This window comes from Sorangium sp. So ce362 (assembly GCF_051519845.1).
Classification (GTDB): domain Bacteria; phylum Myxococcota_A; class Polyangia; order Polyangiales; family Polyangiaceae; genus Sorangium.
In genome coordinates, this window is sequence record NZ_CP150332.1 from 7,693,529 (window position 1) to 7,708,455 (window position 14,927).

General features: G+C 73.7%; 10 protein-coding genes and 1 pseudogene. 7 read left to right on the forward strand and 4 right to left on the reverse strand.

Features of this window, described 5'->3' with window-relative positions:
• Positions 1–257: 257 nt before the first annotated feature.
• The 4 genes and pseudogenes from WMF17_RS29350 to WMF17_RS29365 form a co-directional block, all read left to right on the forward strand.
• Positions 258–974, forward strand: a pseudogene (locus WMF17_RS29350) (glucuronyl esterase domain-containing protein); the annotation flags it as partial.
• A 324-nt stretch (positions 975–1,298) separates the two neighbouring features.
• Entirely contained in the window at positions 1,299–1,760 is a 462-nt protein-coding gene (locus WMF17_RS29355) for a PaaI family thioesterase (RefSeq protein ID WP_437596477.1), read from the forward strand.
• Positions 1,761–1,933: 173 nt separating this feature from the next.
• Entirely contained in the window at positions 1,934–2,497 is a 564-nt protein-coding gene (locus WMF17_RS29360) for a hypothetical protein (RefSeq protein WP_437644314.1), read from the forward strand.
• Positions 2,498–2,598: 101 nt separating this feature from the next.
• Positions 2,599–3,465: a fibro-slime domain-containing protein gene (locus WMF17_RS29365; protein WP_437644315.1), complete on the forward strand. Its 867-nt coding sequence runs from the start codon at positions 2,599–2,601 to the stop codon at positions 3,463–3,465.
• A 148-nt stretch (positions 3,466–3,613) separates the two neighbouring features.
• Here the strand turns inward: WMF17_RS29365 and WMF17_RS29370 are convergent, their stop codons facing one another.
• Together WMF17_RS29370 and WMF17_RS29375 are read right to left on the reverse strand one after the other, a co-directional pair.
• Positions 3,614–5,905, reverse strand: a complete 2,292-nt coding sequence (locus WMF17_RS29370; RefSeq protein WP_437644316.1) for a M20/M25/M40 family metallo-hydrolase — start codon at positions 5,903–5,905, stop codon at positions 3,614–3,616.
• A gap of 70 nt (positions 5,906–5,975) precedes the next feature.
• Positions 5,976–8,282 (reverse strand): hypothetical protein, encoded by a 2,307-nt coding sequence (locus WMF17_RS29375; protein WP_437644317.1) that lies wholly within the window; start codon positions 8,280–8,282, stop codon positions 5,976–5,978.
• Between the two features lie 329 nt (positions 8,283–8,611).
• On the opposite strand from WMF17_RS29375, the gene WMF17_RS29380 reads away from it, so the two are divergent.
• Positions 8,612–8,899, forward strand: a complete 288-nt coding sequence (locus WMF17_RS29380) for a hypothetical protein (RefSeq protein WP_437596482.1) — start codon at positions 8,612–8,614, stop codon at positions 8,897–8,899.
• A 37-nt stretch (positions 8,900–8,936) separates the two neighbouring features.
• On the opposite strand, the gene WMF17_RS29385 is transcribed toward WMF17_RS29380, so the two are convergent.
• Positions 8,937–10,013, reverse strand: coding sequence for an SMP-30/gluconolactonase/LRE family protein (locus tag WMF17_RS29385; protein WP_437596483.1), 1,077 nt, complete (start codon positions 10,011–10,013; stop codon positions 8,937–8,939).
• A 143-nt stretch (positions 10,014–10,156) separates the two neighbouring features.
• Positions 10,157–11,359, reverse strand: coding sequence for a drug/metabolite exporter YedA (gene yedA, locus WMF17_RS29390; RefSeq protein WP_437644318.1), 1,203 nt, complete (start codon positions 11,357–11,359; stop codon positions 10,157–10,159).
• Positions 11,360–11,514: 155 nt separating this feature from the next.
• On the opposite strand from yedA, the gene WMF17_RS29395 reads away from it, so the two are divergent.
• Both WMF17_RS29395 and WMF17_RS29400 read left to right on the forward strand, forming a co-directional pair.
• A complete protein-coding gene (locus WMF17_RS29395; RefSeq protein ID WP_437644319.1) occupies positions 11,515–12,963 on the forward strand; it encodes a PLP-dependent aminotransferase family protein in 1,449 nt (482 codons plus the stop codon).
• A 161-nt stretch (positions 12,964–13,124) separates the two neighbouring features.
• Positions 13,125–14,891: a hypothetical protein gene (locus tag WMF17_RS29400; protein WP_437644320.1), complete on the forward strand. Its 1,767-nt coding sequence runs from the start codon at positions 13,125–13,127 to the stop codon at positions 14,889–14,891.
• The last annotated feature ends 36 nt before the right edge of the window (positions 14,892–14,927 follow it).

A 14,927-nucleotide genomic window follows, 5' to 3' on the forward strand; every position in this document is an offset into this window, starting at 1 on the left:
AAAACCGCCTCGACCAATTAAAGAGTCTTGACTTTCGCCACGAATTTGCATCAATGTTTTTTGGCGGCTGCGCGTCCGAGCTGCTCTTGCTTTCTAAGATGCCCAGCCTCCTCACGCGGTGTATCCGCAGGTGAGCATCTCTCCGACCAACATCGTGGTTGCCAGGCATGTCGTCGGCACAGGCCCGCGGGTGCGACCGTGATCGGGAGCACGCTGGCCGCTCATCTTGAACTCTAACCAATGGATCGGGGGGCGGCTCACGTGGGACGGGCAAGTTCTACGACCTCTACGGCAGGAACCACTCGGCCAGCTCGATGATAGCGTGGGCGTGGGGTATCAGCCGGATCATCGACGCGCTCGAGAAGACCCCGTCAGCCAACATCGACCCGAGGCGCATCGCCGTGACGGGTTGCTCGCGGGATGGAAAGGGCGCTCTCACTGCAGGCGCGTTCGACGAGCGCATCGTGCTGACGATCCCTCAGGAGTCGGGCGCCGGAGGCTCGGCGAGCTGGCGCGTCTCGCAGGCAGCCGCCAACTCTGGGCAGAACGTGCAGCCCCTGTCCAACGCGGCCAATGAGCAGCCGTGGTTCCGCCAGAATTTCGGCTCGACCTTCGGCAGCAGGGTGAATAACCTCCCCTTCGATCACCACATGGTCATGGGCCTCGTCGCGCCGCGCGCGCTGCTCGTCCTCGACAACAGAATCGACTGGCTCGGCATCGATAGCACCTTCACGGCTGGGGCCATCGCCCACGCGATCTGGGAGGGCCTCGGCGCGCCCGACAAGATGGCCTACTGGCAGCTCGGCGGCCATGAACACTGCCAGTTCCCCGCCGCGCAGCGGGCGCTCCTCGAGGCCTACGTGAAGAAGTTCCTCGTCGGAGGCGGCAGCGGCGAGACCAACGTGGTCAGGAGCGACGGGGCGAGGGCCGACCTGAACCGGTGGATGAGGTGGACGGCGCCGCGCCTCGAGTGACCGCTCCCGCCGGAGCGGTCGCCTGGCCACCGCACGAAGCGCTCGTGCAGACGACATGATGTCTGCCGCCGGCAGGGCGCGTCACTGGACGCGCCTGCCCGCGCGCACACTCGGGAGCAGCCCGTGACACCGAGCCGTGCGCGGCGTCGATCCAGAGAAGATCGGTGCGCTCTGGAACGAACCAGCGCTCGTCGCCCATGCGCTCTTCACCTGTACGATAATTTTACACCGAATGCCATATCGGCTCACGGCTCACGGCTCACGGCTCATCAAGGCGCCCGGAATTGTCACCAATCAACCTGAGCGGTGCTCTACGCTGTCTCCATGGCCGAAGGGGAATCCGAGGACTTCGCCGCGGCGCTCAACGCCGCGAGCATCGACGGCTGGGTCAGCGCCATGGGTCTCCGGCTGATCCGCGCCACGGGCGACGGGGTGGAGGCCGAGCTCGACGTCGGACCGCAGCACCGGCAGGCGTACGGCATCGTGCACGGCGGCGTCCACGCGGGGCTCATCGAGACGCTGGCGTCGGTCGGCGCCGCGCTCCACGCCCTGCCGGCCGGCCGCTCGGTCGTCGGGCTCGAGAACCATACGAGCTTCCTGCGCGCGGTCCGGTCGGGGCGGCTCCGCGCCACGGCGCGGCCGCTCGACCGCGGGCGGCGCACCCAGGTCTGGGAGGGCTCGGTCCACGACGAGGAGGGCCGGCTCTGCGCCACGGGCCGCGTGCGCCTCCTCGTGCTGGAGCCGGACGCCGTGCTCGCGGGCCAGCGCGCCGGCACGCCTGGCTGACGCCGCCTGGCCGCCTGATCGCAGCCGCCTTCGCGAGGTGCCCCCGTTGCGCGACGCAGCCGCCCTTCGGATGATCGATCGCATTCCCCGGCTCGGGTGGGTCACCGCGCCCTCGCCGGTCGCCGCGCTGCCGCTGCCGCTTCCCGCGCTCGACCGCGGCGGCGTGGTCCGCGGTGGGCGGCATCGGCTCGGGCAACGTGGCGGCGCTCGCCGTCGCGGCGGAGCGGCTCGGCCGGCGGGTGCACGCGCACCTGTTCTGGACCGACCCGTCCAGGAGCGTGATCGACAACCTCGCGTTCATCGCCTCGGGGCCGACCTCGATCCGGTTCTATCCCTCGCGCCTCGAGCTCGCGCTCGCGCGCCCTTCGCTCTTCCTGCCGCTGCGCGCGCGGGACGGCGACGGCGCGGCCATCGTGCCGCTCGGCGCCACGTCGGCGCTCGGCATGGTGGGCGTCGTGCGCGCGGCGCTCGAGTCTACACCGGCAAGGCCATGGCCGCGCTCATGGCCGACGCGCGGGGTCGGCGGCTCGGCCCGGTGCTGTTCTGGCAGACCGCGCGGCGCGAGCCCCTGCCCCGCCCATCCGGCTTCTGCGAGCGGCTCCCGTCGGCGCTGTCGCGGCGGCTCGACACCTACCGTGGCGGCAGCTCTCGATAAAAAACCTACCTACCTACCAGCGCGTCTCCGGTGGACCGGCCGCTGTCGCGTCGTCACAATTTTGTGGTTCGACCCGCTATGATGGCGGGATAAGATCGTTTTCTCCCTTGCGCCCTGGGCCGGCGTTTGGTTTGGCTGCCCTGGCGCGTATCCGCGCAACTCACGCTCAGAAGGAGTCTTCGCATGCTTCAGCCGCTGCAATCGAACTGGTGTGCTCCGCTCGCAATGATGCTGGTCCTGGCCGGGGTCGCCTGTGGCGGCGACGACGGCGGGTCGAACGGCTCCGGGGACAGCTCCGGCGCCGGGGCTGGCGCGGGCGCGGGCTCGGGCGGCGACGACTTCGGAAGCGGCGTGGCGGTGGGGCCGGGCGCGGGAAGCGGCAGCGGCAGCGGCAGCGGCAGCGGTTGCGACGCGAACCTCACGGGCATCGTGCGCGACTTCCGCGCCTATGCCCGCGGCGACGGGCACCCCGACTTCGAGACGTTCACGGGCAGCGGCCTGAAAGGCATCGTCGAGCGCGAGCTGGGGCCGGATCAGAAGCCCGTCTATGCGCACCAGGGGGGCACCGAGCACACAACCGGGCCGGCCGAGTTCGATCAGTGGTATCGCGACGTGCAAGGGGTGAACATGCCGATCCAGTTCACCATCACGCCCACGGTCGACGCGAACGGCATTGCCACCTACGACAACCGGGCGTTCTTCCCCATCGACGGGAAGGGCTTCGGGAACGAGCGGAGGGAGCACAACTTCCACTTCACGTTCGAGCTCCACATGAAGTTCGTTTACAGCGGCGGCGAGGTGTTCTCGTTCAGGGGCGACGACGATCTCTGGGTGTTCATCAACAACCGGCTCGCCATCGATCTCGGCGGCCTCCACAGCCCGCAGTCCGACGAGCTCGACCTCGACGCGATGGCCTCCGAGCTCGGGATCGTGCCCGGCCAGGAGGTTCCGCTCGACTTCTTCCACGCCGAGCGGCACACGGACGAGTCGAACTTCGTGATCCAGTCGACGCTCGCGTTCACGAACTGCGAGCCCATCTTCGTCGACTGAGCAGGGCTCGCGCGGCGCGCGGAAGAATTCGAGGCACAGAGCCACAGAGCCACAGAGGACACAGAGTTTCTCTGTTCTCTCCTCTGTGTCCTCCGTGCCTCTGTGGCTCGAATTCTCATGAACCCACAGGCGACGTGGCGACGCGGCGCTAGAACCGGAACGACCCGCTGACGAACGTCGAATCCGCGAGCCGGTAGGGCACCCCCATGATCTCCCTCGGCCGCGGCCCGCGCGCGAGCTCGCGCGGGAGCTCGTAGGTCTGGTCCATCAGCCGGATCTCGAGCGGCCCGGAGTCCTCGACCTCCAGCGACCACTCGATGCCTCCGGGCGGCAAGCCCATGTAGGTGAATCCCCAGCGGACGTTCCGCCTCGCCCCCGCGCCGCGGGCCGACTCCTCCACGCGCCGCCCGTCCACCTCCGCGCGGATCACCTCGGTCGGGGACGCCACCTCGGCGAGCAGCCAGGGGGCTCCCCGGGGCGACGCGACGCGGACCCGGAGCGACCGGACGCCGCCGCGCACCGCGTCGCCGAGCACCGTGAGCGAGGGCGGCGGCAGGGCGAGGGACGGCGCCTCGCTCTGGCGGGTCACGCGCACGAACGGCACCGCGAACGAGGGCGACTGCGCGCGCTCCGCCGGGAAGTACCCGGCGGTCCACGGGTCGAGGTCCCGGTCGGCCGAGAGCCAGTGGGCCCGCTCGGCGGCGGTGTCGAGCGCGTAGGCGAGGCTCGCGGGCCGGGGCTCTGCCTCGGTGAAGCCGAGGGGCGCGCAGGCGACGACGAGCGCGGCGAGGCCCGGCAGGGCGAACGCGAGCGCGAGACGCCGCGAGAGGCCGCCGCCGAGCAGCTCGGCGTGCGGCAGGAAGAGCCCGAACACGAGCGCGACGGCGAGGGCCGGCGCCGCCGCCATCGGCAGCCCCAGCGCGACGAAGAGCAGGTACGGGCCGGGCACGGCCAGCGCGACCACCGGCACCGCGGCGGCGACGAGGAGCGCCGCGTCGGCGAGCGTGGGAGGAGCGTCGCCGCGCCGGATCGTCACGGCCACGAGGCCGAGCAGGGAGAACGCGAGCGGCCAGGCGAAGTAGAAGCTCGCGCCCGGCATGAAGAGGCTCGCCCCGACGAGGAGCAGCAGCCACAGGAGCAGCGCGCCGAGGGCGAGCTCGCAGGCGCCGAGGCGCCGCCGGAAGAGCCGGTAGCCCGCCGCGGAGACCGCGAGCGCGGCGAGGGCGAGCGCGAGCCGGAACGCGGGCGCGTTGTAGGGCTCGAACGGCATCACCCGCAGCACCGGGTGGACGCGCCGGAGGATCCACCCGAGCCCGCCCACCGCCGCGGCGGCGCCGGCGAGCAACGCAAGAAAGGCGAGGAATCCCGCGGAGATGCGGCCGAGCGAGGCGACCTGCCGGCGCCGCGCGACAACGACGGCGCCGGCGAACAGGCCGGCGACCAGCGCGGCGATCGGGCTCGCCCAGCCGATCGGGTAGGAGACGACGTGGGCGCCCCAGGTGTTGAAGTACACCGCGTCCTCGCGGTCCCGGTGCCGCAGGTCGAGCCCGCCGAAGCGGCGCGCGAGCGAGAGCGCGTAGTCCCCGGCGTGCTGCACGCTCCGGAGGTCGAGGTTGCTCAGGGTGTCGGACGGCGTGTGGTAGTGCGCGGCGTCGTCGCTGAAGGCGAAGTTCAGCCCGGGGATGCCGGCCCGCTTGAAGACGCTGAAATCGGTGCTGTGGCCCAGGCGCCGCGCGACCTCGGGGAAGAGCGACGACGCGATCGGGAACGGCGCGGCGCGGCCGAGCTCGCGGACGGGAAACGCGTCCCCGGGCCCGGTCTCGAACATCGCGACCACGCCGCCGGCGCCGCGGGCGTCGAAGTTGAGCGCGATCCCCACCTCGCCGCGCAGCGGGTGCTCGTCCATGAACGCCTTGCCGCCGAGCACGCCTCCCTCCTCCGCGTCCGTGAACAGGAGGAGCACGTCGTTGCGCAGCGGTGGGCCGCTCTTCAGCGCGCGCAGCGTCTCCAGCAGCGCCGCCACCGCGCTGCCGTCGTCGGCGGCCCCCGGACTGCCGGGCACCGAGTCGTAGTGCGCCACGAGCGCGACCGCCCGGGTGCTGTCCGCGCCCGGCAGCCGCGCCACGAGGTTCTCGACGTGCGCGGCGTCGTACGGCAGGCCCCACTGCCGGCTGAGGACCGAGGTGCTCTGGACCTCGGCCTGCACGCCGAGGTCCGCGAGCTTCGCCAGCAGGTAGTCGCGCGCCCGCCGGTGCCCCGCCGAGCCCGTGGGGCGCGGCTCCGCGGCGATCTCCAGGAGGTGCGCCCTGGCCCGCTCGGCCGAGAACACGTCGGGCGGGGCGCTGGCCGGGATGACGCTGGGAGGGCTCAGCTGCGCGATGCGCAGCGCGACGAGCGCGAGGAGCGCAAGGGCCAGGGCGAGACGGGGCGACCGCGCCATGCCGCGGTCGTATCACCGTTCCTCGGCGATGCAGAGCGCGCGGTCTGCCCGCTCTCGCCCGGGCTCCGCGTCAGCCCACCGGCGGGGCGTGCCTCGCGCCGCCCTGCGGCCTGCCGCCGCCCCCGCCGGGCCGGTCGATGTCCGGGCCGTCGTCCTCGGGCCGGCGCGACAGGCGCACGGCCGCGCGCCGGTAGAGCTCGGTGAGCGGCGCGCGGTGCGCGGCGAGGAGGATCGTCGCCCCGGCCAGCCACAGCAGCGCGAGCGGCACGAGCGCCGAGGACGTCGTGTAGATGAGCACGGGGTGGAAGACGCGATCGCGCGTGACGAGCTCGCGGCTCGCCTGGACGGCGCGGTCGTAGTCCGGGAGCGTCAGCGCCACCGGCGTCACCCCCTCCAGCACGGCGCCGCCGGGCGCGAGGGAGCCTCCGCCCTTGGCCTGGTCGTCCAACTTGGCGATGCGCGCGGACGAAGGCGGCGCCATGGACGTCTCGTACGACGAGTTCCATCGCTCGCCCCGGTAGCGCCCCGCCGAGACCGCGAAGAGCCCGACCAGCAGCGCGATGCCGCCCATGCCGAGCAGCACAACCATCGCGACCGCGCGGCTCGTGCCCCGGAAGAGCCGCCCCACGAGCCACGCCGCCCCGGCCGTCGCGATCCCGACCAGGAGCGCCACGAACGTGGCAGGCGCCACGAACCACAGGCCCGCCATGATCAGCCCGCCCAGCGCGCGCAGCGCGCGCAGGCGCCCGCGGCTCGGCGCCCCGCCGGGGCGGACGGCGATCCACGCCGCCACGAAGCCGAACGCCACGGCGACGGCGTCGCCCGAGTCCGCGAACCACACCGGCCGGTCGCCGCCGAGCAGCGCGAGCGGCACCACGCGCTCGGGCAGCCCGACCGTGAGCGCCACCTCGCTCGCGGTGAGCGGGTAGCTCGGCATCGGCAGCTCCATGGATCCGCCGAGCGGGCGCACAACCGCCTGCGCCAGCGACTGCACCTGGATCCTGTGGCTCCCCGTCTGCAGGGGCACGAGGACCTCCTCCGCGGCCGCGCCCTGGTGCATGATCCGCTGGGCCTTGCCGTCGGTGGCGAGGAAGATCGGCCGCCCGCCGGGCGCGTAGGTCAGGTAATCGATGCCGTTGTTCTCGTAGGTCAGCGCGTCGTCGGCCACGAGGTCCCCGCGCTCGGTCAGGATCAGGGTGCGGCGGTGCTCGCGCACCACCGCGGCGAGCACGTCGACGCCCGCGAGCGGCTCGACCTCGACCTCGACGCGCTGCCCTCGCTTCAGGAGCAGCAGCCGCGACGTCGCCTGGGTCCGCGGAATCGGCGACTCGGCGGCGTCGACCTGGCGAATGTCGCCCTTCACCGTGAGGCGGTGCTCCACGTCCGACTCGAACAGCCACCACTCGTAGGCGGAGCGCGGATCGGGCGAGAAGCCCCCGACCTTCGGGAGCGTGCCCGAGATCGTCATCTCCGCGGTGCGGCCCGACGTGGGCAGCACGAGCTCCCCGCCCTCGATCCGGAAGCCGCTCGCGCCGGTGACGTCGAGCACCTTCTCCCCGAACGCGAGCGGCAGGCGCACCACGCCGAGATCGCTGCCCGACCGCAGGACGAGCCGGTACTCGAAGCTGACCTCCCGCCCGACCCGCACCGCGCGCGCGAGCTGGAAGACCGTGGGGCCCGCGCTCTGCGCCGCCGCGCCCCCGTCGCGGCTGAAGTGGAGCGTCGCCCCCGAGAGCCCCGAGAGCTGGGCGCCCTCCGCGACCGAGCCGCCGGTGACGTCGGCCTCGAACGTGTTGAGCGGACCGGCCACGAGCAGCGTGAGGTCGCCCTCGAGCCACAGCGAGCCTCGGAGCACGAAGCGGCGCGCGGCCGTCCAGAGGTAGTAATGGCCCTCGGCGAAGCTGATCGGCGCGGCCTCGCGGCGCGACGCGGGCCTTCCATCGTCGAGCACGGCCTCGATGCGGAGGTGCGCCGGCGGCCCGAAGAGCGGGATCGCCACCGGGCCGTCCGCGAGCACGCCGCCCGAGAGCTCGAACTGGAGCGGCCCCTCGCCCACCGCGCCGGTGATGCGCAGCCGGTCGAGCGCGTAACAACGCTCCGCGCAGCGCCCCGGGCCGCGGCGCTGGTCGACCCAGCGGGAGAGCATCTCCAGCTGGCCTGCCCACGAGTCCGGTGGAGGCCCAAGCGCCTGTGCCTGCGCCTGCGCCGCGGCCGTCTTCGCCGCGGGCGCCGCGGGCGCCGCGCCCGCGGCAGGCGCCGCCGTCGGCTCGCCCGGCCCCTGCGCCAGCGAAGGCGCGGGAACGGCGAGCAGCAACAGCACCACGAGGAGCCAGAAGAGCCTTGAAGGCGCCGCCTTGTTCCAGCGCGCTAGCGACATAGGGAAACTCCCTTCCTTGACCTGCCGAGCGAACGCGATGGCCGCCGCAGCGTCCTCATCAAACAACTTAGTGAAAAGCGACTGCAACAAAATCGACATGAACCCTTGACAGTTAACGCGTTGCGTCGCAGTGTCGTGACGTCGCGCTTGTGCCTCCGACGGGACCACCGAGTGGCGCTGTTGGCTGGCATGGCCGCGCGGCGAGGCCCCTCGCTCCAGTGCACATCGCGTCTTGCGGCGACGCGCGGGACCGGGAGGTCTGCGCTCGATGGATCCTTTCTGTACGCCCGCGGCCGTCGCGGGGGGACAAACGAAGTGGGAGGCAGATCATGAGTGAGACCCAGAGCATCACGGAGCCGAAGGCCGAGAACAGCGTGAACGGGAGCGCCGCCCCCGCAACGCAGGCGGACGCGGGCGCCGCGACGCCGGCGACCAAGCCGCCCTTCGTCGAGACGCTGCGCGAGCTGGGCACCTCCTGGGCGGGGGTGGCGATCGGGTATGGGCGGATCGCGCTCGAGCACGCTGCGCGCACCCTCGACCGGACGGCGGGAAAGCTCGGCGAGCTTCAAGGGAAGCTCAAGAAGGGTGACGTGGCCGCGGCCGAGGGCGCCCGCTGAATTGCCACCGATCCGGCGCGCCGCCGAGGAGCGTTCATCACGGCGCTTCTGGCGGCGCGGGGACCGGCGCGCCGACGATGCCGACCGCAACAGCGTAGATCGAGCCGGCTGCGCCCCCGACATAAAGGGTCCTTGCATCGAAGCCGGGGCCCGATCCGAACTGCGCATTGGCGACCCCGGTCGGAAAGCTCGCCAGGAGCTCCGGCCCTCCCAGGGCCGCGCCGCCCCGATCGAGCCGCACGCGATAGAGCTCTCTGTCCTTGTTATCGAGCGTGTAGAGGTGACCGCACGTGTCGAGGACGAGCCCATCGAGCGTGGCCGACGCGACCGTCGCCACGAGCGCGGGCCGCGCGTCGGGGGCGGCGAGGTCGATCCTGCGGATCTCGCCCGCGGAGGAGTTCGTGTAGAAAACCGCCCTTCGCGCCGGGTCGAAGACGATTCCGTTCGGCTGGCTCACCTCGGGAGCGCCGCTCGCGATCTCGTCGACCGTGGCGTCCGGGTTGAGGCGGAGCACCCGGCCGCCGGCGAGGTCCGTCGCCCAGACATTGCCGTCCGCGTCCGGAGAGAGACCGTTCGGGTCCTGGAGACCCTCGACGTACTCGGAGACGATGCCGGTCGCCGAGATCTGGACGACGTCGCCCTGGCGGGGCCGCGCCGCCACGAGGGTCCCGTTGGACCGATAGCGCAGCCCGAGCACGTCGCCCGGCAGAGACGCGAAATTCGAGGTGTGCGTCGTGGCGTCGAAGCGAACGAGGTTCGGCCCCTGCTTCGCGACGAGGTAACCCTGGCCATCGAACGCGAAGTCCTCGCTGCCGCTGAACACGTTTGTGACCAGCGTCGGCTCGAAGGGCCCGGGCGCGACCGCCGCGCACTCGCCCGTCGGGCCCCCACCGCCGCCGCCGCCCGCGCCCACGCCCACACCCGCGCCCACGCCCACGCTGCCCTCCGGCCCGCCGCCTTCGCCGCCGACGCCTTCACCGCCGCCCCCGCCGCCCGAGCTGCTCGACGTCGCGCCCGCCCCGCCGCCCGACGTCGCGCCGATGTCGCCGCCGCAGGCCGAGGGCGCGCCTGAAAGGAGCAGCGCCCATCCGAGCAGCCGGAAACCTCTCCTCATCTACCTCGCCTCCTCGCGGCGCACACTACACGTCGCCCCCCGCATTGCCTACGGTCGACGGCGTTCGTGCAGAGCGGCGTCCGCCCGGCGCCCCGTCCGGAGACCACCACCGCGGCCGAGGCGCCCCACGCTGCCCCCGCTCTCTAGTGGCGGGATCGGGAGACGATGATGACGCCGGCGCCGACGATGGCGGCCGCCGCCCACGTCGTCGCGGAGGCGCGCTCGCCGCCGAGCAGGATGCCGAGCGCGATGGCGACGATCGGGTTCACGTAGGCATAGCTCGTCGCGATCGCCGGGCGCGTGTTCCGGAGCAGGAACGTGTACGCGCTGAGGGCCACGATCGACCCGAACACCGTCATGTAGCCGAGCGCGAGGAGCGATCGCGCAGACGGGGGCGCCGCGAGGTGCTCGCCGGTGAGCGCGCTGATCCCGAGCATCACCGGGCCCGCCGCCAGCATCTCCGCCGCGACCGCCATCGGCCCTTCAGGCAGCGGCAGCGAGCGGCTGTACATCGAGCCGAGCGCCCACGCCACGGGGGCCAGCACGATGAGCAGCGCCCCGGCGTGCGCCGCGTGGAGATCGCCGCCGAGGTGGAGCAGCGCCGCGCCGGCGAACCCGACGAGGAGCCCGAGCCATTCGCCCCGGGAGACCTCCGGGGCCCCGGCGGACGCGCCGCGCGCGCCGCGCACGGTCGTGAACAGCGCCAGCCAGAGCGGCATCGTGGACACCACGACGGCGGCGACGCCGGAGCTCACCCACTGCTGCGCGACGACGACGAGCCCGTTGCCGAAGACGAGCAGCAGCACCCCCACCCGCGCCGCCGCGCCCCACTGCCGCAAGGTCGGGCGAGGGACGCCGCGCAGCCGGAGCCCCCCGTAGAGCAGCGCGCCCGCCGTCACGAAGCGCACCCCGGCCAGCAGGAACGGCGGCAGCGTCTCGAGCGCGATCGAGACCGCCAGGTACGTCGAGCCCCAGATCAGGTACAGCGCGGCGAGCGAGAGGAGCACGAGCCAGCTCCCCCGCGCCCCCTCGATCGCCGCGCGCCCCCGATCGAGCGCCGCGCGCACCGTCCGCTGCGCCTCGCCCGCGGCCACCGCGATCTGCGCCGGCTCGAGCGCCTCCACCACGAGGAGCCCGCGCCCCTCGCCTCCATAGCTGGCCCCCGCCTCCAGCACCACGTCGTCCGGCGCCCCCTCCCGGGTGATCCAGACCGAGCCGGCGGTACAGCTCAGGAGCAGCGGCCCGCCCCGGAGGCGGTGCGTCCACAGGCCCCCCTTCCCCAGCGCGATCCGCGACGATTCTCGGGGGCGCGAGCGCGCCTCCGGAACAAGTGAGGTCAATTTCATGGCGCCGAGCTTGGGCTCAAGCGAGCGACCGGCACAGAGGCAGTCCGCCCGGCATTGAGGCCGGCACAGTTCGCGGAATCGGCGACTGTGCTGGTCCTCACGCCCGCCGGCTGTACCGGTACCGCAGCGCCCGCCCGGTTGTACACTCGTCCCTCGTGCAGGTGCCCATCGAAGCGGAGGCCGAGGCCCATCTCTACGATCGCGTCGCCGCGCACATCGCCGCTCTGATCGGGCGCGGCGCGCTGCGGCCGGGCGACCGGATCCCGTCGGTGCGGCGGCTCAGCCGGCAGCAGGGGGTGAGCGTCGCGACGGTGCTGCAGGCGTACCTGCAGCTCGAGAACCGCGGGATCATCGAGGCGCGCCCGCAGTCGGGGCACTACGTCCGCGCCCGCCGCCTCTCGGCCCTCCCCGAGCCGCGGGCCGCGCGCGCCTGCACAACCGCCTCGCGCGTCAGCGTGAAGAGCCTCGTCTCGAAGGTCTACCGGGCCTCCCGGGATCCGCACATCGTCCCGTTCGGCGCGGCCTGCCCGAGCCCCGAGCTCCTGCCCACCGACAAGCTGAACCGGATCCTCAGCGCGATCGCGCGGAGCGCGGGCGGCGCGGGCGTCTCGTACGACCCGCCACCCGGCCTGCCGGCGCTGCGGCGGCAGATCGCCCGGCGCTCGGTCGAGTGGGGCATCGCGCTCTCCGCCGACGACATCGTGACCACGGTCGGTGCCATGGAGGGGCTCCACCTCTGCCTGCGCGCGGTCGCGCGCCGCGGCGACACGGTCGCGCTGGAGTCGCCGGCGTACTACGGGCTCCTCCAGCTCATCGAGAGCCTCGGCATCAAGGCGATCGAGGTCCCGTCGCACCCCCGCACGGGCATGGACCTCGACGTCCTCGAGGAGATGCTGGGCCGCCACCGCATCAAGGCGTGCCTCGCGATCCCGAACTTCAACAACCCCCTCGGCAGCGCCATGCCCGACGAGGCGAAGGAGCGGCTCGTCGCGATGCTCGCGCGCCGCGACGTGCCGCTCATCGAGGACGACATCTACGGCGACCTGCACTTCGGCGACGTCCGCCCCCGCCCGGCGAAGGCGTTCGATCGCAAGGGCCTCGTGATGCTCTGCTCGTCGTTCTCGAAGACGATGGCGCCGGGCTACCGGGTCGGCTGGACGGCCCCCGGCCGCTTCCTCGACGAGGTCGAGCAGCTCAAGTTCGGGCAGAGCGTGGCGTGCGCGACCTTGCCGCAGATGGCGGTCGCCGAGTTCCTCGAGATCGGCGGCTACGACCACCACCTGCGGACGCTCCGGCGCCGGCTCGCCGCCCAGGTCGCGCGCATGAGCGAGGCGATCGCCGAGCACTTTCCCCCCGGCACCCGCGTCTCGCGCCCGGCGGGCGGCTTCGTGCTCTGGGTCGAGCTCCCGCCCGGCGCGAGCGCGCTGGACGTGCACGATCGCGCGCTCGAGCACGGCATCAGCGTCGCGCCGGGGCCGATCTTCTCGGCCAAGCACCGGTTCTCGAACTACATCCGGGTGAACTGCGGCTACCCGTTCACCGACCTCACCGAGCACGCGGTCCGGACGCTCGGGCGGCTCTGCGCCGAGGCGGCGGAGGCGTGACCCGCCCGCCGAGGCGGCGAGGGGCGCCCGCGCGTCGGGACGGCGAGGGCGCGCCGCGGCGGACGGCGCGGCGGGCCACGGGCGGTCGCGCCCTGGATGCCGTACCCGCCCTGAAGTAGAACCTCGTCGCTCGCCACGAGCGCCCCGACGAGCCCACGACCTTGCGTCCCAGACTTCCCGCGTCCCTTCCTTCGCCCGCGCCGCCGCCTGCGCTCCGTCCCTCCAGGCCCGCGTGCGCGGCCCGTCCCTCGCCCGCCCGCGCGGCCTGGGCGCTCGCGGCCCTGCTGGCGGTCGCGCCCGCCTGCCGCGCCGGGGCGACCGCCTCGCCGGGCGCGCCGGCGCCGGAGGCGCTGCGCGCGCTCCCGGATCGCATCGACGGCAGCACCCTGCTCGGCCGGGACGCGCAGCGCGCCGCCGAGGCCGGCGCGGGCCCGCTCCGGGTGATCGGCGCCGACATGGCGTCCGACGGCGATCGGGTCGGCGCCTTCGTCGAGGTGCCCGCCGGGGAGTGCATGCTCGCGATGGCGCGCGTCTCGCCCACGATCGGCGACGTCGACCTGTTCGCCTTCGAGGACGACGGCAGCGCCTTCTCCACGGACGAGGCCGCCGACGCGCGCGCCTCCATCCTGGTCTGCCCGCCGCACCCGCGGCGGCTCTATGTCATGGCGCGCGTCATGTCGGGCGCCGGGGCGGTCAGCGTCGGCGTGCAGGGCGTCCCGGTCAAGGCGGCCGACGCCGTCGCCCGCGCCGTCGGCGCGCGCGGCCGGGCCGGCGACGAGAGCGGGCGGCTCGAGTCGTGGCCCGGCCTCGAGGCGAAGGTCCGGGCGCACCGCGGCGCGATCGGCGCGCGCTGGGAGGACGTCCGGCGCGTCGCGCTGCCCGTCGGCTCGAGGACCGCGAGCCGCATCGGGGCCACCCTCGACGGCGGCCGCTGCATCGACGTGCTCGTCTCGCCGAGCGACGAGGTCGCCTCGCTCGAGGTGGTCGCGGAGGACGAGACCGGCAGGATCGTCGCGCGCGCCCGCGAGCGGGGCCAGGATCGCCTGCTGCTCCTCTGCTCGACGATCTCGATCGAGCTCTCGATCGCCGTCCGCTCGCGCGGCACCCAGGGCCTCGTGGCCGTGGTCGTCGGCCGCTCGCAGCCGGGCGCCGAGGCGGAGATCTCCGGGGCCACGCCGATCGAGCGCGTGACCGAGAGCCGCGACCTCGCCGAGGCGCGGGCGGCCCACGGCCGCGCGCTCGCGGGTCGGGGCTACGGCGCGCCGCGCGTGTCGACCGGGGCGGCGCGGCTCGGCAGCCGCACGACGCTCCCGATCGAGCTGCCGGCCGGCTGCGCGCGGATCGACGTGCTGGCCGGCAGGCCGCTCGCCGACGTGCTCGCGGAGCTCTGGAGCGACGCCCACGCCCTCCTCGGCCGCGCCCGGGGCGGCGCCCGGGCGACGCTCTTCGCCTGCGGGAGCGGCGGCCCTGCCCGGATCGACGTCGAGTCGATGGCGCAGCCCGGCCCGTTCGCCGTGGAGGTCCGGAAGGAGCCCAAGGCCCCGCCCGCGCTCGTCGCGCACCCGCTCGCCGCCGCGAGGCTGCTCGGGCGCATGAGCGCCGCCGGCCTCGTCGACGCCGCGGCGGCCTCCGGCGCCCAGGCGGTGGCGCTCGACGCCTCCCGCCTCAAGATCCTCCCGCTCCAGATCCCGGCCAACACGTGCGCCGAGGTGATCGCGGCGCTCGACGCCGGGGGCGCCGGCGTCGATCTGCGGCTCGTCGACACCTCGACCGGGGAGAGCTCGCTCGCCCGCGCGCGCCATATCGTGTCCGACAGCCGCTGCGCCGGCGCCTCGCCCGTCCCCGCGTCGATCGAGCTCAGGCTCGCCGACGGCAAGGGCGAAGCCCTCGTGCTGACCCGCACCTCCTCCCGATCGCCGTCGCCCTGAGGCCGCCGCCGCGGAGCGGCGCCTTCGCAGGCTTGA